Source organism: Paenirhodobacter hankyongi, assembly GCF_003664585.1.
Lineage (GTDB): Bacteria > Pseudomonadota > Alphaproteobacteria > Rhodobacterales > Rhodobacteraceae > Rhodobacter > Rhodobacter hankyongi.
The window spans coordinates 124,389-148,521 of the sequence record NZ_RCHI01000008.1 but is presented as its reverse complement, the minus strand read 5'-3'; the positions used below and the strand labels follow the sequence as shown (position 1 = coordinate 148,521).

Genomic DNA, 24,133 nt, shown 5'->3' with positions numbered 1-24,133 from the left:
CCCTGATCAGGCGGCGGCCTGAGCCTTGAGGATCGCCTTCTTGATCTTCAGCGCGGTGCCCGAGAGCTCGGCATCGGCGGCCTTCAGCAGGAAGGCGTCAAGCCCGCCACGGTGGTCCACGGTGCGCAGGCCGGCGGCCGAGATGCGCAGCTTGAACGACTGGCCCAGCACGTCCGAGATCAGGGTAACTTCGTTCAGGTTCGGCAGAAACCGGCGACGCGTCTTGTTGTTCGCGTGGCTGATATTGTTGCCCGACATCGGGCCCTTGCCGGTCAGTTCGCAGACGCGCGACATGGCATCAATCCTTCGTTTCCTCGGGGCGCGTGTCCGCCCTGTTCATACCAAGCGGACACCGCAAAGGCGGCGCCCGGAAATCTGTTTGCGGGGCATAAGGGCAAAGCCCCGCCGCGTCAAGCGATTCATCGCGCCGCGCCCCTGCCTGCCCGCGCGCTTTCTCCTTGCCCGAAATCCCGCGGATGAATTCGGTGGGGTGAATGCGGCGCAGCCGAAGAGGGGCGGCGCCCCTCGCGACCTCAGGCCAGCATCGCCGCGACCCAGTCCGGCACCACCTGCGTCGCCGGCCCGTGCCGTGCCGCATCGAAGAACCGCGTGCCCATCGAGGGCTCGAGGTTCAGCTCGAGCGTCTCGACCCCGGCATGCCGCGCATCGGCGACGAATCCCGCCGCCGGATAGACATTGCCCGAAGTGCCGATCGAGACGAAGAGATCGGCCGCCCGCAGCGCGGCCCAGATCTCCTCCATCCGATAGGGCATCTCGCCGAACCAGACGATGTCGGGCCGCGCCGCACGCGCCGCGCAGGCGGGGCAGGGATCGGTGACCCGCATCACCGCGGGCGCGGGCCAGCGCGCGCCGCAGGCGGCGCACAGCGCCCCGGTCAGTGTGCCGTGCATGTGGATCAGCGCGCGCGAGCCCGCCCGCTCGTGCAGGTCGTCGACGTTCTGCGTCACCACCAGCACCTCGTGCCGGCCATCGGCCTCGAGTGCGGCGAGCGCGCGATGTGCGGCATTCGGTTCGGCCGCGGCGGCCGCCGCGCGGCGCTCGTTGTAGAAGCGCAGCACCAGTTCCGGGTCGCGGGCAAAGCCCTCGGGCGTCGCCACATCCTCGACCCGGTGATCCTCCCACAGCCCGTCCGCGGCGCGGAAGGTGCGGATGCCGCTTTCGGCCGAGATCCCGGCGCCGGTGAGAATCACGATTCTGGCCATCCGTCCGCTCCTCGGTTACCAAGACTTCATGCGTATCCTGTTTCTCTGCCTTGGCAACATCTGCCGCTCTCCTGCCGCCGAAGGGGTGGTGCGCCAGCTCGCGCAGGACGCGGGGCTTGCGCTCGATCTCGACAGTGCCGGCACCGGCGACTGGCATGTGGGCGAGCCGCCCTATGGCCCGATGCAGGCGGCGGCCCGGGCGCGGGGCTATGACCTTGCCGCGCTGCGCGCCCGGCAGCTGGTGCGCGCCGATTTCGACCGCTTCGATCTGATTCTGGCGATGGACCGGCAGAACCTGCGCGATGCCGCCCGTCTGGCCCCCGCGGGGGCGCGGGCCGGGCTTGCGCTGTTCCTGAATGGCGAAACGGGCACCGAAGAGGTGCCCGATCCCTACTATACCCGTGATTTCGACGGCTGCCTCGACATCATCGAGGCCGGGGCGCGCGCCCTGCTCGCCCGGCTTCAGCCGCCGCAGTAGGATTCGGCCGTCGCGGCGAAATTCTTGTAGCGGGCCCAGAAGTCGTTGTCCGAGGCGCTGTCCGACATCCGCACCTGCTGTGCCTTGTCGGGGTCCTTGAAGAAGCCCGCCGCGCGGCGCTGGTCGGAAGTGCTGAGCGTCAGGTCGGCGACCTGCTGGATGCAGCCGCACAGCGCGCGGTTGTTCGCACGCCCGGCCTTCATGCAGGCGCTGTCGATCGGGCCGGCACCGACCGCACCGGCGACCATCATGCAGGCCGCCACAAGGAGGGATTTCTTCATCTGCTGCCTCAATTCCTGCGGGAGGGTCCGTTGCCCGAGTCCCGTCGATTAGCAGCCGATCCTAACCGATCACGCAAGGTTTCACAATGAAACAGGCGGAATTTCACCGATGCGAAATTTCACCGGGAACCGGGATGGCAGGCTTTGCGGGCAGGGCCGTTTCCGGCCCAACCCCTTGCGTCTGCCCAGGTCGGTCTTGCCGTCTCAGGCGATGACCTCGGCCTCATAGCCCGCGGCCTTCAGCGCGGCGAGCACGGTCGATTCGGGCAGGCCATTCACCTCGACCTCACGGTCTTCGAGGCTGACGATGGCCTTGCCGCCGACCTCGGTGATGGCGGATTCGACGGCGGCCTTGCAGTGACCGCAGGTCATGTTCGGGACGGAAAGGATCATCTGTGCCTCCTGATCTTCTGCGCTACAGATTCTCCCGCGCCGACGCCGCGTCAATGCCCCGCGTGATGAATTTCTTGCGCGCCGGTCCTGCGGCGCGGGTTTCGTTTGACCCGCGGCCGACAAGCGGGCAAACCACCGCGACCGGAGGGCATGATGGACGGCAGCATCGAGATCGAGACCCTGACGCTGGAGCGCGAGGGCACCCGCATCTTCGACGGGCTGAGCCTGCGCATCGGCGAGCGGCGCGTGGGCGTCGTCGGCCGCAACGGCTCGGGGAAAAGCACGCTTCTGCGCGCGGTGGCCGGGCTGATCGCGCCGAAGGCGGGGCGGCTGCGGGTGGCGGGCGTCGATGTGGCGCGCGACCGGGCCGGGGCGCTCTCGGCCGTCGGCATCCTGTTCCAGAACCCCGACCACCAGATCATCTTCCCGACGGTGATCGAGGAGCTTGCCTTCGGGCTCGAGCAGCAGGGCCATCCGCGTGGCGTGGCGCGCGAGCGTGCCCGCGCGATGCTCGCCCGGTTCGGCCATGCCGACTGGGAAGAGCGGCTGTGCCACACCCTGTCGCAGGGCCAGCGCCAGCTGGTCTGCCTGATGGCGGTGCTGGCGATGGAGCCGCGCTGGATCCTCTTCGACGAGCCGTTCAACAGCCTCGACATCCCCGCCGCGCTGCGGATCGAGGCGCGGATCGCCGCGCTTGCGCAAAACGTGATGCTGATCACCCACGATCCGGCCCGCGTCGCGGGCTATGACCGGGTGATCTGGATCGAGGCCGGGCGTGTCGCCGCCGACGGCCCGCCCGCTGCAGTTCTGCCCGCCTATGTCGCGGCGATGCAGGCCGCGGCGCAGGACGAGCCATGCTGAGCCTTGCGCTGCCGGGCACGAGCTGGGCGCACCGGCTGCCGGTCGGGCTGAAGTTCGGTGCGCTTGCGGCGGCGATGCTCGGGCTGACCTGGCTCACCGCGCCGCTGCCGCTTGCCGCGGCGCTTGGCGCAACGGCGGGGCTCTATGTCAGCCTTGGCCGTCGCGCGGTGGCCGAGGGCGCCCGCGCGCTGCGCCCGGTGCTGTGGATCGTCGCCTTCATCGCGTCCTGGCAGGTCTGGGAGGGGGCGCCGCTGCTGGGCCTTACCCTTGGCCTGCGGATCTGCACCATGGTGGCACTGGCGACTTTCGTCACGCTGGTCACGCCGCTGCCGGACCTCATCGCGCTGATCGAGCGGCTGGCGCGGCCGCTGGCCCGCTTCGGCCTTTCACCGCGGCTGCCGGCGCTGGCCGTCGCGCTGGTGCTGCGCTTCATTCCGGTGTTGCGCGGGCGGATGGAGCTTCTGGCGCTGTCCTGGCGGGCGCGCTCGCGCCGACGGCCGGGGCCGCGGCTGATCGCGCCGCTGGCGCTCTCGCTTCTCGATGATTCAGACCATCTGGCCGATGCGCTGCGTGCGCGTGGCGGGCTTGCCCCGCGCCCGGCCCAACCAACCCAAGGGAGAGACTGACTTGGAACGCAATTTCACCCTCGTCGTGCTGTTCGCCGCACTGATCGCGGTGCTCGGCCTCGTGCCGCCGATCCCGCTCGCCTCGGGCGTGCCGGTCTCGGCGCAGTCGCTGGGCGTCATGCTGGCGGGCGCGGTGCTCGGCTCGGTGCGCGGCGCGCTTGCCGTGCTGGTAGTCGAGATCATCGTCGCGCTCGGCCTGCCGGTGCTGGCGGGCGGGCGCGGCGGGCTGGGCGTCTTCGCCGGGCCGACCGTCGGCTTCCTGGTGGGCTGGCTGCCCGCGGCCTTCGTCACCGGGCTGATCGTCGAGAAGCTGCGCGGGCTGCACATCGGCATTGCCGCCGGTCTTGGCGCGGCGCTTGGCGGTATCGTCGTGCTTTACGCCTGCGGCACGCTCGGGCTGATGGCGGTGCTGGGCAAGGGCCCGGTCGAGGCGCTGATGCTGTCGCTGCCCTTCGTGCCGGGCGACCTGATCAAGGCCGCGATCGCCGGCTGGCTGACCGCCACCATCGCCCGTTACCGCCCCGGCGCGCTTCTGTCGCGCACGCGCTGAGCCCGGACCGGAACGGCGCCCGCGACGGGGCCGGGGAGGGCACGCAATCCCTCTTCCCGGCCCTTGTTTTTACAGCTATACGCGCGCCATGACCCAGCTCGATCACATCCGCAACTTCTCCATCGTGGCGCATATCGACCACGGCAAATCCACGCTCGCCGACCGGCTCATCCAGATGACCGGGACGGTGGCCGAGCGCGACATGAAGGCGCAGCTGCTCGACAGCATGGATATCGAGCGCGAGCGCGGCATCACCATCAAGGCGAACACCGTTCGCATCGAATACCCGGCGAAGGATGGCGAGACCTACGTCCTGAACCTGATCGACACCCCCGGCCACGTTGACTTCGCCTATGAGGTCAGCCGCTCGATGCGCGCCGTCGAGGGCTCGCTCCTCGTCGTCGACGCCTCGCAGGGCGTCGAGGCGCAGACCCTCGCCAACGTCTATCAGGCGATCGACGCGGGCCACGAGATCGTGCCGGTGCTGAACAAGATCGATCTGCCGGCGGCCGACCCCGAGGCGGTCAAGGCGAACATCGAGGACGTGATCGGCATCGACGCCTCGGACGCGATTCCGATCTCGGCGAAGACCGGGCTCGGCATTCCCGACGTGCTCGAGGCGATCGTGCACCGGCTGCCCGCGCCGAAGGGCGACCGCGACGCGCCGCTCAAGGCGATGCTGGTCGACAGCTGGTATGACGCCTATCTCGGCGTCGTCGTGATGATCCGCGTCATGGACGGGGTGGTGCGCAAGGGCGACCGGATCAAGATGATGCAGACCGGCGCCGTCTACGGCATCGACAAGCTCGCGGTTCTGAAACCGCAGATGGTCGATTTCCCGGAACTGGGCCCGGGCGAGATCGGCGTCTTCACCGCCTCGATCAAGCAGGTGCGCGACACCCGCGTGGGCGACACCATCACCCACGAGAAGAAGCCCTGCGCGACGCCGCTGCCGGGCTTCAAGCCGGCGCAGCCGGTGGTGTTCTGCGGCCTCTTCCCGGTCGACGCGAACGACTTCGAGGCGCTGCGCGACGCGATCGAGAAGCTGGCGCTGAACGACGCCTCCTTCAGCTACGAGATGGAGACCTCGGCGGCGCTTGGCTTCGGCTTCCGCTGCGGCTTCCTGGGCCTGCTGCACCTCGAGGTGATCCGCGACCGGCTGGAGCGCGAGTATGACCTCGACCTGATCACCACCGCGCCCTCGGTGGTGTTCAAGCTCTACATGAAGGACGGCGAGGTGCGCGACCTGCACAACCCCGCCGACATGCCCGATCTGACCTATCTCGACCATATCGAGGAGCCGCGGATCAAGGCGACGATCATGGTGCCCGACGAGTATCTGGGCGACGTGCTGAAGCTGTGCCAGGACCGCCGCGGCATCCAGCTCGACCTGACCTATGCCGGCTCGCGCGCGATGGTGGTCTATGACCTGCCGCTCGCCGAGGTGGTGTTCGACTTCTACGACCGGCTGAAATCGGTGACGAAGGGCTATGCCTCGTTCGACTACCAGCTCAGCGAATACCGCGAGGATTTCCTCGTGAAGATGTCGATCCTGGTGAACGACGAGCCGGTCGATGCGCTGTCGATCATGGTGCACCGCGACCGTGCCGAGGCGCGGGGCCGCGCCATGGTGGAAAAGCTCAAGGAGCTGATCCCGCGGCACATGTTCAAGATCCCGATCCAGGCGGCGATCGGCGGCCGCGTCATCGCCCGCGAGACGCTCAGCGCGATGCGCAAGGACGTGACGGCCAAGTGCTATGGCGGCGACGCCACCCGGAAGAAGAAGCTTCTGGAAAAGCAGAAGGCCGGCAAGAAGAAGATGCGGCAGTTCGGCAAGGTCGAGATCCCGCAATCCGCCTTCATCTCTGCCCTCAAGATGGACGAATGAAGCGCCGCGCGGGAAACCGCGCGGCCTTTTCCTTCGGGGGCTCCGGCCCGGTCACTCATCCTGCGGATGAAATCCCCCGGGGCATGGTTTCCAATAAATTGCCTTAAATGCGCCTGAATTAACCCTGACGTTCGTCTCAAGGTTGTTTGAGCAGGGAATCGTTGCCTCGAGGTCGGTGTCGACACGGGCAGGCGGGGTCCCGAAGAAGCGGAGACGAGACGATGGCATTGCTTGTGGTCGATGACGACCCGATCATCCTGCGACTGATGGACGGGGTCCTTTCCTCTCTCGGTTACGCGGATGTGCAATATGCAATGAGCGGCGAGGAGGCGTTGCAGAAGATCGGCCGGTCGGGCGATCTGTTCAGCACCTTCCTGCTCGACATCAAGATGCCGGGGATGGACGGGATCGAGCTTGTCCGCCACATCCGCGCCAATCCGCTGCACCGGCGCACGCCGATCCTGATGCTGACCTCGGTCACCGAGAAGCCGTTCATCGACGCGGCCTTCGCCACCGGCGCGACCGATTACATCACCAAGCCGATCGAGGTGCAGGAACTGGGCGCGCGGCTGCGCGTGGCGCAGGCGCTCTACTCCGAGCAGCAGCGGGCCGCCGATTCGGTGAAGGCGGCGCAGGCGCTGCGCTCGGAAATCGACAGCCTGCAGCAGGGCCAGGCCGTGCCCTTCGAGCTGGCCGATCCGATCACGCTTTACGATGTGCCGCGGGTCATCAACGCGCTCGCCATGGAAAACTATCTGCACCGGCTCAGCCGCCTGCGCCGCTTCATGGTGGCGGCGGTCGGCTTCCAGATCCGCCGGGTGGAAAGCCTCTATTCGATGAGCAGCCCGTCCGAGTTCCGCGGCATCCTGACCGATGTCGCCGAGGCGGTGTTCGAGAACCTGCGCCATCTCGAGGTGATGATCACCTATTACGGCAACGGCAGCTTCGTCGCCGTCCTGCCGCGGGTGAACGACATCGAGCGCGAGGATCTGGAAGTGGCGCTTGGCATGACGCTGGCGGAATTCGGGCTGACGATCGATTGCGGTCTGCCGATGAACGTCTCGGTCTCGGTGGGCGAGCAGGTCCATACCTCGATGTTCGACACGAGCCCGAAGGACCTGATTGCGAAGACGATCTCGCAGGCCTACGCTCAGACCCGGACGCGGTCCGGCGCGCTGCAGCAGTTCCGCGGCCTGTTCAACTGAGGACCCCTTTCGCAAAGGCGATGATCATGCCTGCCCCCTCCTTCCCCGGTCCGATGCCTGCCCCGCTGGCGAAGGCGCTGGCGGAGGCGCGGGCGCAGTTCACCGAGCGTCTGGTGCCGCAGATCGTCGAGGTCGAGCGGTTGCAGGCGGCGCTCGATGATCCGGCACAGGCGGCCGAGGCGATCGGCGCGCTTGCCTTCCTGGTCCACAAGATCAGCGGCGTCGCGGCCACGGTCGGCTTTCCCGAACTTGGAACCCGCGCGGCCGAGCTGGACGGGCAGCTGCAGCGCCTGCTGCGGATGCCGCAGCCGAAGGTTCCCGCTGGGCTTGCCGTGATGCTCGATCCGCTGATGGATCTGATGGAAGCCGCGGCCTTCGACGACTGACCCGCTTTCCCCGCCGCCGCGCGATCCCCGCCGCCCGCACCCCGTGCCGGCGGCTTTCGTCTGTCCGAGAAGGTGCTGCGGTGGGGGCGGGCATCCGAAACGAAACGCCCGCCCGCGGAGGAACCGCTGGGCGGGGCGCAGGTCGGGACGGGGGATCAGAGCGGCAGGGCGACGCGGAAGGTGGTGCCCTTGCCGGTCTCGGTCGAGAAGGTGATCTCGCCGTCGAGCTTGTCGATGATGGTCTTCACGATGCTCAGCCCCAGCCCCGAGCCCGACACGCGCGAGCGGTTCGGGGCCTCGGATTTGGTGAAGCGGCTGAACAGCTTGTCGCGCAGCTGCAGCGGAATGCCCGGGCCGTGGTCGCGCACGTAGATCACGCCGCAGCCCTGCTCGCGGCGTGCCCAGATCTCGATCTTGCCGCCCGGTGCGGTGACCTTGGCGGCATTCGAGAGCAGGTTCGACAGCACCTGGGCAAGCCGCACGGGTTCGGCCTGGGCGATGACGCCGGGCATGGTGCCGCCGTCGACGAAGCTGACGCCCAGATGTGCGCCATAGCCGCGATGTGCCTCGATCGCGTTGCGCACGAGGGCGCTCAGATCGACGGGCTCGCTTTCGATTTCGAAGCTGTCCTGGCCGATCTCCTCCATGTCGAGGATGTCGCGGATCAGGCCAAGCATCCGCTCGCTGTTGTTCGCGGCGATGGTGACGAGCGAATGCGCCTGTTCGGAAAGCGCGCCGACCGCGCCCGCCTTCAGCAGTTCGAGCGCGCCCTTGATGCTGGTCAGCGGTGTGCGCAGCTCGTGGGTGATCACCGAGAGCAGCTCCTTGCGGTCGCGCTCGGCCTTCGCCTGTTGCGAGATGTCGCGCAGGATCAGCAGGATGCGATGTTCGCCGGTCTCCGTGGTGATGGCATAGGCCTGCGCCTCGCAGGTGCGCGCGCCGTGTTCCGACTGGAACAGGGCCGAGCCCTTGCCGTCGCTCTCGACCATGCGGAAGAGCGCGTCGATCACCTCCTGTTCGGCCATGTAATTGGTGTCCGACATGGTGCGCGTGGCGATCTCTCCCAGGCACCAGCCCTGCTCCTGCAAGGCGAAGTCGTTCATGAAGCACAGGGTCTGGGTGGCGGCGTCGACGACATAGACCGCCTCGCGCATCTTGTTGAAGGCCGAAGCGATCATGTGTTCCATCTGCGTCAGCCGGGTGCCGGTGACCTCGAGGTGAATCGCCACGTTGCGCCGGTTGCGGCCATCGGGGTCGCGCACCGGAATGATGATGCAGCGCGTGGCCAGAAGGCGGCCGTCGGCGGCGCGCAGTTGCGGCGCGCCTGACCAGATCCGGCCGCGGCCGGTGGTTTCGCGGATCTCGTCATGCAGCCGGCCGTCCTCGTCGGCATAGATCCGCTCTGCGGCCATGCCGATCAGCGCGGCGCTCGGGTAGCCGATTGCGTGCAGGAATTTCTCGCTGACCTCGCAGATCCGGCCATCAGGGCCGGACACGATGACCATGGCATTGCCGTCCATCACCTGACCCGCACCTCCGTGCTCGTTTTGGGGAAGCGCGGCGATGGCCTCCTCTGCCCGGGCAGCCCCCCCCTTCAGCGACACAAGCGCCGTCCTGGAGAAAGACCCGAGCACAGCCGGGACGGCAAGTCGAACAGACTGTTCCATCGTCAACAAAACCCCATCAATGATCTGCCCCTGAATTTCAGCCGCCGGCTGTCGGACCGCGTCACGGCCCGATTGCACAGACAGGAAGCTCAGGGCGGCATCGTCCTAATCGCGGTTAACAAATCTATCGCATCCAATTGGCCCGGGACTAAGGATAGAACCGGTCGAAATCGTGGCGGCACGCCGCTTTTTCGACGTGATTGCCGCCGCGGGGGGGCGCGTCTCAGGCGTCCTTCCAGGCCGGAAGCGCAAAGACCAGCGTGCTGCCCCGCCCGATCCGGCTCTCGGCGCGGATCCAGCCGCCCTGCAGCCGCACCAGGTCCTTGCAGATCGCCAGGCCGAGGCCGACGCCCTGGTTGCGGCGGGTGGTGCCGGTGCCCTCGGTCACCTGCGCGAAACGGTCGAAGATCACCGTGAGCTTGTCCGCGGCGATGCCGATGCCGGTATCCTCGACGCGGAACACCACCATGTCGCCCTGCCGTTCGTTGCGCACGGTGATCGAGCCGTGATCGGTGAACTTCAGTGCGTTGCCGAGCAGGTTGGTGAGGATCTGGCGCAACCGCGTCTCGTCGGCGGCAACCGGCAGGTCGGTCATCTCGCAGCGCAGCTCGAGATGCTTCTCGGCGGCCATCGACTGCATCTGGTCGACCACCGATTGCGTCACTCGCAGGCTGTCGATGCGCGTGGTCTCGATGCGGATGGTGTTCGCCTCGATCCGGGCGAGGTCGAGCATGTCGTCGATCAGCGTCTGCAGTTGCACCCCGGCGCTGCGGATCCGGTCGGAGAACGAGCGGATGTCGGTGCGATAGGCGTCGAACAGCCGCCGCAGCGAGGGGTTGTCCTGCGCCTCGAGCAGCTTGTGCAGCGTGACGTAGGAGGGCAGCCGGTCCGAGTTATAGATGAAGCTGTTGAAGCCGGTGACGACGGTCAGCGGCGTGCGCAGCTCATGGCTGATGATGTTCAGGAACTGGGTCTTGGCCTCGTCGGCCTGTTCGGCCTGGCGCAGCGCAGCATAGAACTGCGTCACATCGGCCGCGGTGCCGATATAGCCGCGGAAGCTGCCGTCCTTGGCGAAGACCGGCTTGCCGCTGGTGCGGATCCAGGATTCGTGGTCGGGGTGGAAGCGATAGCTGTAGACCACGTCCTTGAAGGGTTCGTGCCGCTCCATCGTCTCGCGCAGGGCGACGAGGCTCTCGGCCTCGGGGCTGCCGTCGCGCTCGACCAGGAACTCGATCCGGGCGCGGCCGATGAAATCGGCGGGGTCACGCCCCATCGCCCGGCGGAAGCCTTCCGAAAGATAGGTGAAATGCAGGTTCTCGTCCTGCTCCCAGAACCATTCGGTGCTGATGTCGGCGACATCGCGGAAGCGGCTTTCGGCGGCGTCGCGTTCGGCCAGCGCGGCGCGCAGCTCGGCGTTCGAGGTCTCGATCTGGCGCTGGTGGCGGCGCAGGTCGGTCAGCTCGACGCGGAACATCACCAGCCCGTTTTCCGAGGTGCGGCGGGTGAAGTAGCGGAACCACAGGTCGCCGTCATAGCAGACCTCGAGTTCCGAGGTCTCGGCGTGCAGGTTGTCGAGCACCTCGCGCGGGTCGGTGACCGGGCGGCCACCGATCAGCATTTCCTTCGAGATCGCGGCGCGTCGCTCGACCAGTTCGCCTAGCTTGCGGCCTTCCCGCAACGCGCGCTGCATGCCGGGCAGCATATTGCCCGAGACGCGGTTGAACATGATCAGCCGGTCCTCGGCGTCGAACAGCCAGAACCCCACCGGCAGCGCGTCGATGGCGTCGAACAGGCGCTGTTCGGCCAGCTGCGCGCGCTGGCGGCTGTGCAGCAGTTCGGTGATGTCGTTCAGCACCGCGACGCGGCCACCGGTCGGGGTTTCCTGCTCGAGGATCTGCAGCCAGTGACCGTTGCTGAGCTCGAGCTCGAAGCGGCTGGCCTTCTGCTCGCCGCGGGCGAGGTGCTTGGCAAGCCAGGCTTCCTCGTGACCGATGGCATCCGGGAAGATGCCATGGCGCAGCCCCTCGCGCAGGATGCTTTCGAAGGTTGCGCCCTTGACGATGGCGCCGCCGGCGGGGCCGTGGATTTCCCGGTAGCGCTCGTTGCAGATCTGCAGTCGGTCATTGCGATCGAAGAGCACGAAGCCCGATTGCAGCACGTTCACGGCGGCGCGCAGCTGCGCCGCGCTGTGCCAGTTCGCGGCGCGCAGCCGGTTCAGATACCAAGCCATCGCGAGCGTGACGATCATCGCGATCCCGGTCAGCATCCGGTTGCGTTCGGTCTGGGCGGGGGTTGCGTCCCAGCCGGCCACGGGCAGCAGGGCGATGGTCCAGATCGAGGAGGGCAGGCGCAGCTGCTGGATCGCCGGGTCATGGGCGAAGATCGCGTTCTCGCCATAGATCGTGCGCTCGTCACCCAGCATGTTGTGGGCGCGGATGGTCATCTGGTATTCGGCGGTGAACTCGTCGAGGCCGAGCTCGCGCAGGAACTTGTCCTTGTCGAAGACGATCGAGGCGATGGCCCAGAGCTGCCCCGCGTCACCGTCGTCGCCGAGCAGGAAGACCGGCTCGCGCAGGATGAAGCCCTGCGTGCCCTGCAGCAGCGTGATCGGGCCGTCGAGCGCCGATTTTCCGGTGCGGCCGACGCGATCGAGCACGGCGCTCTGCCGCGGCACGTTGCGCAGGTCGGTGCCGATCAGGCCCTCGTTCTCGTCTTCCGGATAGACATGGGTGATGCGCTTGTCGCGCACCAGCGCCATGTTGACGACGGACGGGTCCTCGAGTCGGATGCCGGACGAGAGCCGCGCGAATTCCTGCTCGGTGATGTCGGGCCGCAGCGCCACCGCCGCGGCGATTCCCCGGGCGAACAGTTCCTTGCGGTTCACCGCCTCGTGGATGCGCTCGGTGATCTTGGTCTGCGCGGCATAAAGCCCCGACATCTGCTGATCCTGCGCCGCAAGCCGCGAGAATCGTTCGAGGTTGTAGGACAGCGACACGAACGCGAGCATGATGGCGACATAAGTCGCCAGCTCGATCATCAGGTTGATCCGTCTGATGCGGTTCTTGTCGGGCATCATTCTTTTCTTTTTCGCGCTCGCCGTCGCCGACACTATCGCGCGACTGTCACACAATTATTCCGGCGGCGCCAGAGCCGACTACACGCTATGCGCGAGTCTGTCCTTCCTGCAACAGATTGATGGAAGGGATCAATTCGCCAGCACCCGGCGGAAGCGGGCAAGCGCGACAGCCAGCGCCACTGCCGCCATCGCCGCCATCGCCGCCATCTCCGGCGCCACGAGGCCAAGCCCCGCACCGCGGTAGAGAACCGACTGGGTGAAGGCCACGAAATGCGGCGCCGGGCTGATCAGCTGCATCAGCAGGCGCAGCCACTCGGGCATCGATTCCATCGGCGTCATGCCCCCCGACAGCAGGATCATCACGATGATCACCGGGATGATCAGCAGCCCGAACTGCCCCATCGTGTGGGTGAAGGTCGACAGCAGCAGCCCGATCGAGGCGACGGCGATGACATAGATCGCGGTGCCCGCGATGAAGAGCGGCAGCACGCCTTGCGTCAGCGGCACCCCGATCAGCCACTCGATGACCACCAGCAGGCTGAACACGGAGGCGCCGAGAATCACTGCCCCATTTGCCAGGATCTTCGAGAAGACGATCTCATGCGGGCGCACCGGCATCACCAGGACATGCTCGATCGTGCCATGTTCGCGCTCGCGGATCAGCGAGGCGCCGGCGAGGATCAGCGTCAGGATGGTGACCGAGTTCATCAGCTGCATCACCGAGGTGAACCACTTCGAGGTCAGGTTCGGGTTGAAGCGGTTGCGGAACACCACGTCGACGAGCGAGGCGGTCGAGCCGTTCGGGGTGAAGAAGGCCGTGAGCTCGCCCGCCAGCAACTCCTGCATGAAGGCGGCGCCATTGCCGGCATGGGCCACCGCGGTCGCATCCACGTCGATCGAGATCGTGGCCGCGTGGCCGGACAGCAGGTCGCTTTCGAACTTCGGCGGGACGGAGACGACGAGGATGTAATCGCCGTATTTCAGCGCCTGTTCCGCCTGCGCCGGGCTCAGGCTCACCGGATGCTTGAACAGCGGCGGCTGGATCGCATCGGTGAGCCGGTGCGACAATGCGCTCTGGTCCTCGTCGACCACGGCAACGGCGAGATCGTTGATCTCGGTCGAGATCGCGTCGGCCACCATGTAGGTGGCCACGGTGAAGACGTAGAAGATCAGCACCAGCATCACCGTGTCACGCCGGATCGCGCGCAGCTCCTTGCCGGTCAGGCGCAGGGTGTTGAGCAGGCTTTGCCACATCGGTTCAGGCCTCCTGCTTGCGCAGCGCAAAGACCGCGGCGACGATGTAGAAAAGGGCAAAGCCGGCGATCGCCAGGGTGCTGGCGCCGATATCGGCCCAGCCGAAGCCCTTCAGGAAGGTGCCCATCGACACCGTCTGATACCAGGCGCCGGGGAAGGCGAGGCCGAGGGCATGGCCGCTTGGCTTCAGCGAGGAGATCGGCACGATCAGCCCGGAGAAGTTCACCGTCGGGATGATGGTGATCACCGCGACGGCAAACACCGCCGAGACCTGGGTCTTGGTGAAGGACGAGATCAGCTGACCGATCCCGGTGGTGGCGATCACGTAAAGCAGCGTCACCCCCGCCAGCGCGACGAGCGAGCCGGTGAAGGGCGGCCGGAACAGCACCATGCCGAGCGCGAAGAGCATCCAGAAATTGAGCGTCGCGATCACGATATAGGGGATCTGCTTGCCGAGCAGGAACTCGATCTTGCGGATCGGGGTCGAGCGGAAATTGGCGATGGTGCCGGTTTCGACCTCGCGCACGACACCGATCGCCGACATCACCGCCGGGATCATGATCAGGATCAGCATCACCACCGACGGCATGATCGCATTGGTGCTCTTGAACGCCTGATTGAACAGATAGCGGGTTTCGATCGAAACGCCCGTGCGGTCGGTGCGGCCGTTTTCGCGGGCATAGATTTCGGAGAAATAGGTCAGCAGACCAAGGGCATAGCCGCGTGCGGTCTCGGCGCGGAAGGGCATCGAGCCATCGATCCAGAGCGAGACCTCGGGCACCTTGCCCTGATGCAGCTCGCGCCCGAAGCCATTCGGGATCTCGAGTGCGACGGTCAGCTCGCCCTTGCCCATGCGGGCGGTCATGTCGCCGGTGCCGGTCAGCGGTGTCTCCTCGCCGTACTGGCGGATTGCGCTGAACTGTTCGGTCAGGCGCCGGCTTTCCGGGGTCTGGTCCTGATCGAGCACGGCAAAGGACAGGTCGTCGACATCGAAGGAGATGCCATAGCCCACGGTGATCAGCAGGATCACCGGCCCCATCAGCGCGAAGAACAGCCGGATCGGATCGCGCACGAGTTCCAGCGTCTCGCGCCAGGTATAGGCCCACAGCCGCGTCAACGACTGGCGCAGCGGGCTGCGCGGGCTGCGGGCGCCGTCGAAATCGGTGTTGCCCGCCGCGGGTTCGGGGCCAAGCGCGTCCTGCAGGAAGCCGATGAAGGCCTCTTCCAGCGTCTGCGCGCCGCGGCTCTCGACCAGCTCGGCGGGCGCGCCCACGGCCAGCACCTTGCCCGCATGCATCAGCGAGATCCGGTCGCAGCGCGCCGCCTCGTTCATGAAATGGGTCGAGATGAAGATCGTCACGCCCTTGTCGCGGCTGAGCGAGATCAGCTTGCGCCAGAACGCATCGCGCGCCACCGGGTCGACGCCCGAGGTCGGCTCGTCGAGGATCAGGATCCGCGGCTCGTGGATCGTGGCCACGGCCAGCTGCAACCGCTGGCGGATGCCGAGCGGCAGGCTCTCGGGCATCTCGCGGGCGATCTCGTCCAGCTCGAATTCGGCCAGCACCTCGCTCACCCGCGCCGCGCGCCGCTCGGGCGCCACGCCATAAAGCTTCGCGTGCAGCTCGAGGTTCTGCCGCACCGTCAGCTCGGTATAAAGCGAGAAGCTTTGCGACATGTAGCCGATGCGCAGCCGCGCCTGCATGTCGGAGTTCTTCAGCGCCTCGCCGAACAGCCGGGTCTCGCCCTCGGTCGGGTCAAGGAGCCCCGTCATCATCTTCATCGTCGTCGTCTTGCCGCAGCCGTTCGAGCCGAGGAAGCCGAAGATCTCGCCCTCGGGAATCTCGAAGCTCACGTCCTCGACCGCGGTGAAGGCGCCGAAACGCTTGGTCAGGTGCCGCGCCTCGATCGCCGGGGCCCTGTTTTCGCTGATGACCCGCGGGCGCAGCTCGACCGGCTTGTGGCCGGCGCGCTCCTCTTCGGGCAGAAGGCGGATGAAGGCCTCTTCCAGCGTGTCGGCCCCGGCCTGCGTGCGCAGCTCGGCCGGCGTGCCTTGCGCGATCACCTTGCCGTCGTCCATCGCGGCAAGCCAGTCGAAGCGCTCGGCCTCTTCCATGTAGGCGGTGGCGACGATCACGCTCATCCCGGGCATGCGGGCGCGGATGGAGTCGATCAGTTCCCAGAACTGCCGGCGCGACAGCGGGTCGACGCCGGTCGTCGGTTCGTCGAGGATCAGCAGGTCCGGGTCATGGATCAGCGCGCAGCACAGGCTGAGCTTCTGCTTCATGCCGCCCGACAACTTGCCCGCCGGCCGGTCGGGGAAGGGGGCAAGCCCTGTCGCCTCGAGCAGCATCTTGCTGCGCGCGGCGCGCTCCTCGGCCTTCTGGCCGAACAGCCGGCCGAAGAAGTCGAGGTTCTCCTGCACCGTCAGCGTCGGGTAGAGGTTGCGGCCAAGGCCCTGCGGCATGTAGGCGATGCGCGGCGCCGTCGCCTGCCGGGCGGCGGCCTGCGCCATGTCCTGCCCGAGCACCGTGACCTTGCCCGCCTGCAGCTTGCGCACCCCCGAGACGAGGGCGAGCAGGCTCGATTTGCCGACGCCGTCCGGTCCGATCAGCCCGGCCATGCAGCCCGCCGGGATCCGCAGCGTCACCCCGGCAAGCGCGGCGGTCGCTCCGTAGCGGTGACTGACAGCCTCGAGTTCCGCGGCAAAGCCCATGACCGGCCTATTGCGGCAGCTTGACTTGAAGGTTCGCCGGCCACTCGGCCTCGGGGCTGGTGCGGACATAGCCGATGCCGCGCACGCCGACCTTCACCTGCTCTTCGAACTTCTCGAGGAGCTCCTTCGGGATCGTCAGCTTGACGCGGAACACCAGCTGCTCGCGCTCTTCCTGCGTCTCGACGCTCTTCGGCGTGAACTGCGCCTCGGGGGCGATGAAGGTGATCTTCGCCGGCACCACATATTGCGGGATCGGGTCGAGGATCATCCGCGCCTCATCATTGGTGGCCAGCGTGCCGACCACCGTCGCCGGCAGATAGAGGTTCATGTAGACGTCGGTCAGATCGAGCAGCGTCGCCACCGGCGTGCCCGCGGCGATCACCTCGCCCGGTTCGTGCAGCCGGTATTCGACCCGCCCGCGCAGCGGCGCGCGCACCGTCAGATCGTCGATCGCCACCTTGACCTGCTCGACGCTGGCCTCTGCCGCTGCGATCAGCGCGTCCCCGTTCGAGACCTGCGCCTGCGCCGCGGCAAGCGCCGCCTTCGCGGTTTCAAGCGCGTTCGTCACGTCATCCAGCACGCTTTGCGCGGCGTGGCCCTCGGCATGCAGGGTGACGGTGCGGTCATAGGTGGTCTGCGCGACCGAGAGCGCGCTTTGCGCCTGCGTCACCGCGGCCTGTGCCTGTTCCTTCGCCGCCTTCGCCTGCAGCACCGAGGCTTCGGCGGCCAGCAACTGCGCCTGATAGGAGCGGTCGTCGATCTTCGCGATCACCTCGCCGGCCTCGACGATCTGGCCCTCGTGCACGTCGACCTCGGTGATCCGGCCGGCGTATTTCGGTGCGACATCGACGCTTTGCGCCTCGATCCGGCCGTTCGAGCTGGCGATCGCCGTCTCGGCCTCGCGCAGGCCGAGCCTGACCAGCAGACCATCGAAAAACCCGCCGGCCAGCGCCGGGCCGGGCAGGGTGACGCTGAGGCAGGCGCAGACGAGAACGGCCCGGGCCAGCGACACCTGTTTTGCACGGATCATGCACGACCTCCTTGCGGAACGCGCCCCGGGGAGGCGGGGCCGGCCGGCGGGACGCCGGCATTGCGGTTGCGCTCAGGCTGCCGCGAAAGCCGGCCCCTGTCAACGCGGGGGTGCGTTCTGCGCGCTGTTCCGTCGCGGCAAAATCCGATGTTTTTCAATTTATTGACAAGATGTTTAAGGCCCTGGGGAACCGCGGCGGCAATCCGCGTGTTCTTGGCCGGCGCGCTGCGATATGCTGCCGCCGTCGGGGCCTTGCCCCCGTCGTGATCCCTGCGGAGCTCCGCCCGATGTTCAGATCCCCCTCGCCGAATGCCAGCTTCTTCGCCCTGGTCGTGCTGGTCTCCGTCGCCTTCATCTGGCTGGTGCTGCCCTGGTATGGTTCGGTGCTCTGGGCGGTGATCCTGGCGCTGCTGTTCCGGCCGCTGCAGGTCTGGCTCGAGCGCCGCTTCGGCGGGCGTCGGTCGCTGGCGGCGCTGGTCAGCGTCGCCGCCTGCATCTGCATCGTGGTGATCCCGGGGGTGGTGATTCTCGGGGCGCTGGCGCGCGAGGCCTCGGCGCTTACCACCTCGATCAGCAGCCGCGAATTCGATCCCGCGGCGCTGCTCGACCAGGTGCGCGCGGCGCTGCCACCGGCGGCGCGGCGGGCGCTTTCGGCGCTGAATCTTGGCGATTTCGGCGATGTCCAGTCCGGTGTCACCAGCTTTCTCGAGACCGCGAGCCAGACCATCGCCACCCGCGCCTTCACCATCACCCAGGGCACGGCGCAGCTTTTCGTCAGCTTCGGCGTGATGCTCTATCTGCTGTTCTTCCTGTTCCGCGACGGGCCGGCACTCGCCGCCACGATCCGCCGCGCAAGCCCGCTCAGCGACCGTCATACCGAGAAGCTGATCGAGGAATTCGAGGCGGTGATGCGCGCTACGGTGAAGGGAAACATCATCATTGCGCTGATCCAGGGCACGATTGGCGGGCTGGCCTTCGCCGCGCTCGATATCGGTGCGGCGCTGCTCTGGGGGGTGCTGATGGCGGTGCTGTCGCTGGTGCCGGCGGTGGGGGCGAGCCTCGTGTGGCTGCCGGTGGCGCTTTACCTGCTGATTTCGGGCCAGGTGATGCGCGGCGTTGCGCTGATGCTGGTCGGCATGCTGGTCATCAGCCTGATCGACAACTTCCTGCGCCCGCCGCTGGTCGGCAAGGGTACCCGGCTGCCCGATTACCTGGTGCTGATCTCGACCGTGGGCGGGCTGACGCTCGTCGGGGTGAACGGCTTCGTCGTCGGCCCGCTGATCGCGGCGCTCTTCGTCGCGGTCTGGGCGCTCTACATGCACGACCGCAGCTCGGACGGCGGGCTTACTCCGCCGCCTTCTTCCGGGCCATGATCCGGCGCAGCATGCCCAGCAGACCGAGCCCGATCGAGATCGAGCTGCCAAGCGATTCGATCCGGCCCTCGACGCCGGCGACGGTGCCTTGCGTCTCCGACAGTGCGCGGGCGCGGGCGATCTCCTCCATCTCGGTCAGCGCCGTCATCTCGGCCGAGCCGGGCTCGCTCAGCGCGTAGAGCAGCAGCCCGATGGCGACAATCAGGTAGCCGCCCGCCAGCACACCGGTGGCACCAAGTTCGCCCAGCGACGGCACCAGTGCCAGATAGAGTGTGCGGGTGGCGAAGCCCGCCGCGACGATCAGCGCCGCCACGGCGAGGGTGCCCGCAAGCGCGCGGCGGATCATCTGCTTCAGCAACAGCCGGCGCCGCATCAATGCGACGCGGGCATAGAACTTCGTCGATTCGAATCCGGTCATGATCCCTCCTCAGCGCAGCTGGCGCCCGATCACCACGCCAAGCGCCAGCCCGACGCCAAGCGCGGCAAGGGCCGTCAGCTTCGGGAATTTCTCGATCTCGCCCGACATGTCGTCAAGCGTGTCGCCGATGGTTTCCATCAGCGCCTCCATCCGCGCGCTGTCGCCGATCTCGCCGGTGGTGTCGCGCACCGCCTCGGCCGCCTTGCGGGCCGTGGCCGCCTGAGTGGCGACATGGGCGTCAAATTCCGCACGCAGCTGGGCAATTTCGTCCTTGAGGCTCATCGTCTGCTCCCTTCTCCGGTTCCGGGGCTCGGTCCCGATCAAGCGCCGGAAATGCCCGTTCGGCAAGACCCTGCGTCGTTTCGGTCCGCCCCGCAGGGCGAACGCGAGCCGGGCCGGGCCTGTTCCCGCGGGGCGGGAAAACCCGACCCGATCGGTCGATTTTGTTGCGGGGCCGGCGGGGCTGGGCTATCAAGGCGCATGATCACGCAGAAGATGAAATATGCGCTGAAGGCGCTGATGGTGCTGGGCGACGAGAAGGCCGCCGAGGGCAAGGCGCTGCGCATCGAAGAGATCGCGACGCGATCGGGCGCGCCGAAGCGCTTTCTCGAACACATCCTGCTCGAGCTGCGCAATGGCGGCTTCATCGCCTCGACCCGCGGCCGTTCGGGCGGCTACACACTGATCAAGGAGCCGGCGCAGGTGCCGATTTCCGATCTGTTGCGGATGATCGACGGGCCGATCGCGCCCTTGCCCTGCCTCTCGCGCAAGGCCTACCAGCGCTGCGACGACTGTTCCGACGAGGAAAGCTGCCGGATCCGGCGCGTCTTTGCCGAACTCTACTGGTCCTATCTCGTGCTGATCGAATCGCTCACGCTCGAGGACATGCTGCACGCCACGCCGATGGCGCAGAAGATCCTGGCGCAGCCGCTGCCGCCGGGCTGATCCGCCAAACCGCTGAAAGACCATTGCGCCCGGGCTGCCCTTGCAGTCCGGGCCTGTCTTTTTGCGCCGGGGAATAAATTTCCAAAATCTCGATGAAATAAGCCGAGTTTTTTCCGTTGCAAATAACGACAATCTCTGTCGTGATAAGCGTGAAGGGGCCAGGAGCCCAGCACGACAGGAGGGAAGCATGTTCAGGACGATCCAGTTCGCCGGCCGACTCAGCGCACAGGGCCAGCTTGTCGAGGCGCATCCCGACGGGCGCGTCACCATCACCACCGGCCGCGAGACCCTCACCGGCTTTCCGGTGAACCTGGTGCGGGCGGCGCGCACGACCATCACCGCGCTGGCGCTGGCGCTGGCGGCCCTTGCTGCCGCGCCCCATCCGACGCAGGCGGCCGAGACTCTGCTCAACGTCAGCTACGATCCGACCCGTGAGTTCTACCGCGATTACGACAAGCTGTTCTCCGACTGGTGGGTTGCCCAGGGGCACGAGGCGGCGAAGGTCGAGGTCTCGCATGGCGGCTCGGGCGCGCAGGCGCGGGCGGTGATCGACGGGCTTGATGCGCAGGTCGTGACCCTCGCGCTCGCCTCCGACATCGACAAGATCGCCGCGGCGGGCAAGCTGCCGGCCGATTGGCAGGGGCGTCTGCCGCACAACTCCTCACCCTACACCTCGACCATCGTCTTCCTGGTGCGCGAGGGCAATCCGAAGGGCATCCACGACTGGGGCGACCTGGTGAAGGACGGCGTCGAGGTCATCACCCCGAATCCGAAGACCTCGGGCGGGGCGCGCTGGAACTACCTGGCCGCCTGGGCCTGGGCCGAGAAGAACGGGCAGGACCCGAAGACCTTCGTCGGCGATCTCTTCCGCCATGTCCCGGTGCTTGATACCGGCGCGCGCGGCGCGACCACGACCTTCGCGCAGCGCGGCATCGGCGATGTGCTGCTGGCCTGGGAGAACGAGGCCTGGCTGGCCGAGAAGCAGCTTGGCGAAGATTCCTTCGACATCGTCGTGCCTTCGGTCTCGATCCTGGCCGAGCCGCCGGTCGCGGTGGTCGACGCCAACATCAAGACCGATGCACAGCGCGACCTGGCCAATGCCTATCTCGAGCACCTCTACAGCCCCGAGGCGCAGGCGCTCGCGCTCAAGCACTTCTACCGCGCCTGGGACAGCTCGAAGGCCGCGCCCGAGGATGCCGCCCGCTTCGCCCCGCTGCATCTGGTGACGATCGAGGACTTTGGCGGCTGGGCCAAGGCACAGCCCGAGCACTTCGGCGACGGCGGCACCTTCGACCAGATCTATACCGCGAAGTGAGGCCGTCATGCGCATCGTCGCGAAATCCCCGATGCCCGGCTTCGCGCTCAGCGCGGGGCTGGTGCTCAGCCTGCTGAGCCTGATCGTGCTTCTGCCCATCGGCGCGCTGCTCGTGCGCGGCGCGGGAATGGGGCTGACCGATCTGGCCACCGCGATCTCGGGCGAGCGGGTGCGCTCGGCGCTCCTGCTCTCCTTCCGCTCGGCGCTGATCGCCGCAGCCTTCAACCTCGTCTTCGGCGTGCTCGTGGCCTGGGTGCTGGTGCGCTACCGCTTCCCCGGCCGGCGCCTGATCGACGCCGCGATCGACCTGCCCTTCGCCCTGCCGACGGCGGTCGCGGGCATCGCGCTCACCGCCCTTTATGCGCCGAACGGCGTCTTCGGCCAGATCGCGGCCGAGGCCGGGCTGCGCATCGCCTATGCGCCCCCGGGCATTCTGGTGGCACTGGTCTTCGTCGGTCTGCCCTTCGTCGTGCGCACCGTGCAGCCGGTGATCGCCGAGGTCGACCGCGAGGTCGAGGAGGCCTCGGCGACGCTCGGCGCCTCGCGGCTGACGACGCTGCGCCGGGTGGTGGCGCCGGTGCTGATGCCCGCCGCGCTCACCGGCTTTGCCCTCGCGCTGGCGCGGGGGGTGGGCGAATACGGCTCGGTCATCTTCATCGCCGGCAACCTGCCGATGAAGACCGAGATCGCGCCGCTCCTCATTGTCATCCGGCTCGAGGAGTTCGACGTCGACGGCGCCGCCGCGATCGGCATCGCCATGCTCGGCATTTCCTTCGCCATGCTTCTGCTCATCAACGCGGTCCAGGTCTGGAGCCGCCGGAGGATCGGTCATGTCTGACGCCGCCCATCTTGCCCCGCCCCGCCCGGCGCGCCGTTTCCGTGCCGCGACCGAGGAGCCGGCGTTCCTGCGCCGTGCCCTGATCGGCCTTGTGCTCGCGCTGCTGGCGGTGCTGCTCTTCGCCCCCCTCGTCACCGTCTTCGGCGAGGCGCTGTCGCAGGGCGCCGGCGCCGCCCTGACCGCGCTGGCCGAGCCCGAGGCACAGGCCGCGATCCGGCTGACGCTGCTGGTCACGGCGCTGTCGGTGCCGCTGACCGCCGTCTTCGGCCTGGCTGCCGGCTGGGCGATCGCGCGCTTCGACTTTCCCGGCAAGGCGGTGGTCATCACCCTCATCGACCTGCCGTTCTCGGTCTCGCCGGTGGTGGCGGGGCTCTGCCTCGTGCTGCTTTTCGGCGCGAATACCACGCTGGGCGGCTGGCTGGTGGGGCAGGGGATGCCCGTCGTCTTCGCCCTGCCGGGGATCGTGCTGGCCACCGTCTTCGTCACCTTCCCCTTCGTCGCGCGCGAGATCCTGCCGGTGATGGTCGAGCAGGGCCGCACCGAGGAAGAGGCCGCGCTCAGCCTCGGCGCCTCGGGCTGGCGGATGTTCTTCACCGTGACGCTGCCCAATATCCGCTGGGCGCTGATGTATGGCGTGCTGCTCGCCACCGCCCGCGCCATGGGCGAGTTCGGCGCCGTCGCCGTCGTGTCTGGCAAGATCCGCGGCGTCACCGCCACGATCCCGATCGCGATCGAGATGCTCTACAACGAGTATCTCACCGTCGCCGCCTTCTCGCTTGCAGGGCTGCTCGCCGTGCTGGCGCTCTTCACCCTCGCCCTCAAGACCGCGCTCGAATGGCGTCATGCCGATGCGCTGTCGGCCAACCGCCGCGCCTGAAAGGAGCCTGCCATGCATATCGAGATCGACGAGATCGCCAAGACCTTCGGCCGCACCGCTGCGCTGCAACCGGTGTCGCTGTCGATCCCCTCGGGGGCGCTGGTCGCGCTGCTCGGCCCCTCGGGCTCGGGCAAGACGACGCTGCTGCGCATCCTCGGCGGGCTCGAGTTTCCCGAATCCGGCCGCGTGCTCTTCGACGGGCAGGACGCGACGGGGATGACGATCCAGGAGCGCCGCGCGGGCTTCGTGTTCCAGAACTATGCGCTCTTCCGCCACATGACGGTGTTCGAGAACATCGCCTACGGGCTGAAGGCGCGGCCGCGCGCGCTGCGCCCGGAGAAGGAGGAGATCGCGCGGCGGGTGACGAAACTCCTCGAGCTGATCCGTCTGCCCGAGATCGGCGGGCGCTATCCGGCGCAGCTGTCGGGCGGGCAGCGGCAGCGCGTGGCCCTGGCGCGCGCGCTGGCGATCGAGCCGCGGATGCTGCTGCTGGACGAGCCCTTCGGGGCGCTTGACGCCAAGGTCCGCAAGGAACTGCGCCACGGCCTGCGCGAGATCCACGACACCACCGGGCTGACCACGATCTTCGTCACCCACGATCAGGAAGAGGCGATGGAGCTGTCCGACCTCGTGGTGGTGATGTCGATGGGCCGGATCGAGCAGGTGGGCCGCCCGGCCGATCTGCGCGCGCGTCCCGCCTCGGCCTTCGTGCGCGAGTTCCTGACCGCCTGAGGAG

At 67.5% G+C, this 24,133-nt stretch carries 24 protein-coding genes; 13 read left to right on the top strand and 11 right to left on the bottom strand.

The features are described 5' to 3' along the window. Positions 1-6: 6 nt before the first annotated feature. Both rpmB and DYS74_RS10725 read right to left on the bottom strand, forming a co-directional pair. On the bottom strand, positions 7-294 hold the full coding sequence (rpmB, locus tag DYS74_RS10730) for a 50S ribosomal protein L28 (RefSeq protein WP_121533664.1): 288 nt from the start codon (positions 292-294) through the stop codon (positions 7-9). A 239-nt stretch (positions 295-533) separates the two neighbouring features. Then, positions 534-1,223 carry an NAD-dependent deacylase gene (locus DYS74_RS10725; protein WP_121533662.1) on the bottom strand — a complete coding sequence of 230 codons (690 nt, stop codon included), beginning with the start codon at positions 1,221-1,223 and terminating at the stop codon, positions 534-536. Positions 1,224-1,251: 28 nt separating this feature from the next. On the opposite strand from DYS74_RS10725, the gene DYS74_RS10720 reads away from it, so the two are divergent. Continuing rightward, positions 1,252-1,701 (top strand): low molecular weight protein-tyrosine-phosphatase, encoded by a 450-nt coding sequence (locus DYS74_RS10720; protein ID WP_121533660.1) that lies wholly within the window; start codon positions 1,252-1,254, stop codon positions 1,699-1,701. On the opposite strand, the gene DYS74_RS10715 is transcribed toward DYS74_RS10720, so the two are convergent. Further along, complete coding sequence (locus DYS74_RS10715) at positions 1,686-1,982, bottom strand: hypothetical protein (RefSeq protein ID WP_121533658.1); 297 nt, start codon at positions 1,980-1,982, stop codon at positions 1,686-1,688. The genes DYS74_RS10720 and DYS74_RS10715 overlap by 16 nt on opposite strands. A gap of 204 nt (positions 1,983-2,186) precedes the next feature. Continuing rightward, the gene (locus tag DYS74_RS10710; RefSeq protein ID WP_121533656.1) at positions 2,187-2,375 is read right to left on the bottom strand and encodes a heavy-metal-associated domain-containing protein; all 189 of its coding nucleotides are present in this window, start codon (positions 2,373-2,375) and stop codon (positions 2,187-2,189) included. 153 nt (positions 2,376-2,528) lie between these two features. Here DYS74_RS10710 and DYS74_RS10705 point away from each other — a divergent pair, with 153 nt between their 5' ends. The 6 genes from DYS74_RS10705 (at position 2,529) to DYS74_RS10680 (ending at position 7,891) form a co-directional block, all read left to right on the top strand. After that, positions 2,529-3,236 (top strand): energy-coupling factor ABC transporter ATP-binding protein, encoded by a 708-nt coding sequence (locus DYS74_RS10705; RefSeq protein ID WP_245965260.1) that lies wholly within the window; start codon positions 2,529-2,531, stop codon positions 3,234-3,236. After that, complete coding sequence (locus DYS74_RS10700; RefSeq protein WP_121533653.1) at positions 3,230-3,862, top strand: energy-coupling factor transporter transmembrane component T family protein; 633 nt, start codon at positions 3,230-3,232, stop codon at positions 3,860-3,862. Before DYS74_RS10705 ends, DYS74_RS10700 begins: the two co-directional genes overlap by 7 nt. Position 3,863: 1 nt before the next feature. Then, entirely contained in the window at positions 3,864-4,412 is a 549-nt protein-coding gene (locus tag DYS74_RS10695; RefSeq protein WP_121533651.1) for a biotin transporter BioY, read from the top strand. A gap of 88 nt (positions 4,413-4,500) precedes the next feature. Then, complete coding sequence (gene lepA, locus DYS74_RS10690) at positions 4,501-6,300, top strand: translation elongation factor 4 (protein ID WP_121533649.1); 1,800 nt, start codon at positions 4,501-4,503, stop codon at positions 6,298-6,300. Positions 6,301-6,521: 221 nt separating this feature from the next. Next, a complete protein-coding gene (locus DYS74_RS10685) occupies positions 6,522-7,505 on the top strand; it encodes a response regulator (protein WP_121533647.1) in 984 nt (327 codons plus the stop codon). A 26-nt stretch (positions 7,506-7,531) separates the two neighbouring features. Continuing rightward, positions 7,532-7,891, top strand: a complete 360-nt coding sequence (locus DYS74_RS10680; protein ID WP_183077509.1) for an Hpt domain-containing protein — start codon at positions 7,532-7,534, stop codon at positions 7,889-7,891. A gap of 155 nt (positions 7,892-8,046) precedes the next feature. Here DYS74_RS10680 and DYS74_RS10675 read toward each other — a convergent pair whose 3' ends face one another. The 5 genes from DYS74_RS10675 to DYS74_RS10655 form a co-directional block, all read right to left on the bottom strand. Beyond that, positions 8,047-9,411 (bottom strand): PAS domain-containing sensor histidine kinase, encoded by a 1,365-nt coding sequence (locus DYS74_RS10675; RefSeq protein WP_183077508.1) that lies wholly within the window; start codon positions 9,409-9,411, stop codon positions 8,047-8,049. Between the two features lie 370 nt (positions 9,412-9,781). Next, a complete protein-coding gene (locus DYS74_RS10670; protein ID WP_121533641.1) occupies positions 9,782-12,634 on the bottom strand; it encodes a sensor histidine kinase in 2,853 nt (950 codons plus the stop codon). 129 nt (positions 12,635-12,763) lie between these two features. Further along, positions 12,764-13,888, bottom strand: coding sequence for an ABC transporter permease (locus DYS74_RS10665; protein WP_121533639.1), 1,125 nt, complete (start codon positions 13,886-13,888; stop codon positions 12,764-12,766). Between the two features lie 4 nt (positions 13,889-13,892). Then, positions 13,893-16,601, bottom strand: a complete 2,709-nt coding sequence (gene rbbA / locus DYS74_RS10660; protein WP_121533637.1) for a ribosome-associated ATPase/putative transporter RbbA — start codon at positions 16,599-16,601, stop codon at positions 13,893-13,895. A gap of 7 nt (positions 16,602-16,608) precedes the next feature. Continuing rightward, the gene (locus DYS74_RS10655) at positions 16,609-17,631 is read right to left on the bottom strand and encodes an HlyD family secretion protein (protein WP_121533635.1); all 1,023 of its coding nucleotides are present in this window, start codon (positions 17,629-17,631) and stop codon (positions 16,609-16,611) included. 287 nt (positions 17,632-17,918) lie between these two features. Here DYS74_RS10655 and DYS74_RS10650 point away from each other — a divergent pair, with 287 nt between their 5' ends. Further along, positions 17,919-19,004: an AI-2E family transporter gene (locus tag DYS74_RS10650; protein ID WP_121533633.1), complete on the top strand. Its 1,086-nt coding sequence runs from the start codon at positions 17,919-17,921 to the stop codon at positions 19,002-19,004. On the opposite strand, the gene DYS74_RS10645 is transcribed toward DYS74_RS10650, so the two are convergent. After that, positions 18,976-19,422, bottom strand: coding sequence for a hypothetical protein (locus DYS74_RS10645; protein ID WP_121533631.1), 447 nt, complete (start codon positions 19,420-19,422; stop codon positions 18,976-18,978). The genes DYS74_RS10650 and DYS74_RS10645 overlap by 29 nt on opposite strands. A gap of 9 nt (positions 19,423-19,431) precedes the next feature. Then, positions 19,432-19,704 (bottom strand): hypothetical protein, encoded by a 273-nt coding sequence (locus tag DYS74_RS10640; RefSeq protein ID WP_121533629.1) that lies wholly within the window; start codon positions 19,702-19,704, stop codon positions 19,432-19,434. Between the two features lie 198 nt (positions 19,705-19,902). Between DYS74_RS10640 and DYS74_RS10635 the strand changes: the two genes are divergently transcribed. The 5 genes from DYS74_RS10635 (at position 19,903) to DYS74_RS10615 (ending at position 24,129) form a co-directional block, all read left to right on the top strand. Next, positions 19,903-20,367 carry an RrF2 family transcriptional regulator gene (locus DYS74_RS10635; protein ID WP_121533627.1) on the top strand — a complete coding sequence of 155 codons (465 nt, stop codon included), beginning with the start codon at positions 19,903-19,905 and terminating at the stop codon, positions 20,365-20,367. Positions 20,368-20,554: 187 nt separating this feature from the next. Further along, positions 20,555-21,682 carry a sulfate ABC transporter substrate-binding protein gene (locus DYS74_RS10630; RefSeq protein WP_121533625.1) on the top strand — a complete coding sequence of 376 codons (1,128 nt, stop codon included), beginning with the start codon at positions 20,555-20,557 and terminating at the stop codon, positions 21,680-21,682. Between the two features lie 7 nt (positions 21,683-21,689). Further along, positions 21,690-22,520: a sulfate ABC transporter permease subunit CysT gene (gene cysT / locus DYS74_RS10625; RefSeq protein WP_121533623.1), complete on the top strand. Its 831-nt coding sequence runs from the start codon at positions 21,690-21,692 to the stop codon at positions 22,518-22,520. After that, positions 22,513-23,397: a sulfate ABC transporter permease subunit CysW gene (cysW, locus tag DYS74_RS10620; protein ID WP_121533621.1), complete on the top strand. Its 885-nt coding sequence runs from the start codon at positions 22,513-22,515 to the stop codon at positions 23,395-23,397. Before cysT ends, cysW begins: the two co-directional genes overlap by 8 nt. A 12-nt stretch (positions 23,398-23,409) precedes the next feature. Further along, positions 23,410-24,129, top strand: a complete 720-nt coding sequence (locus tag DYS74_RS10615; RefSeq protein WP_121533619.1) for a sulfate/molybdate ABC transporter ATP-binding protein — start codon at positions 23,410-23,412, stop codon at positions 24,127-24,129. Positions 24,130-24,133 lie beyond the last annotated feature (4 nt).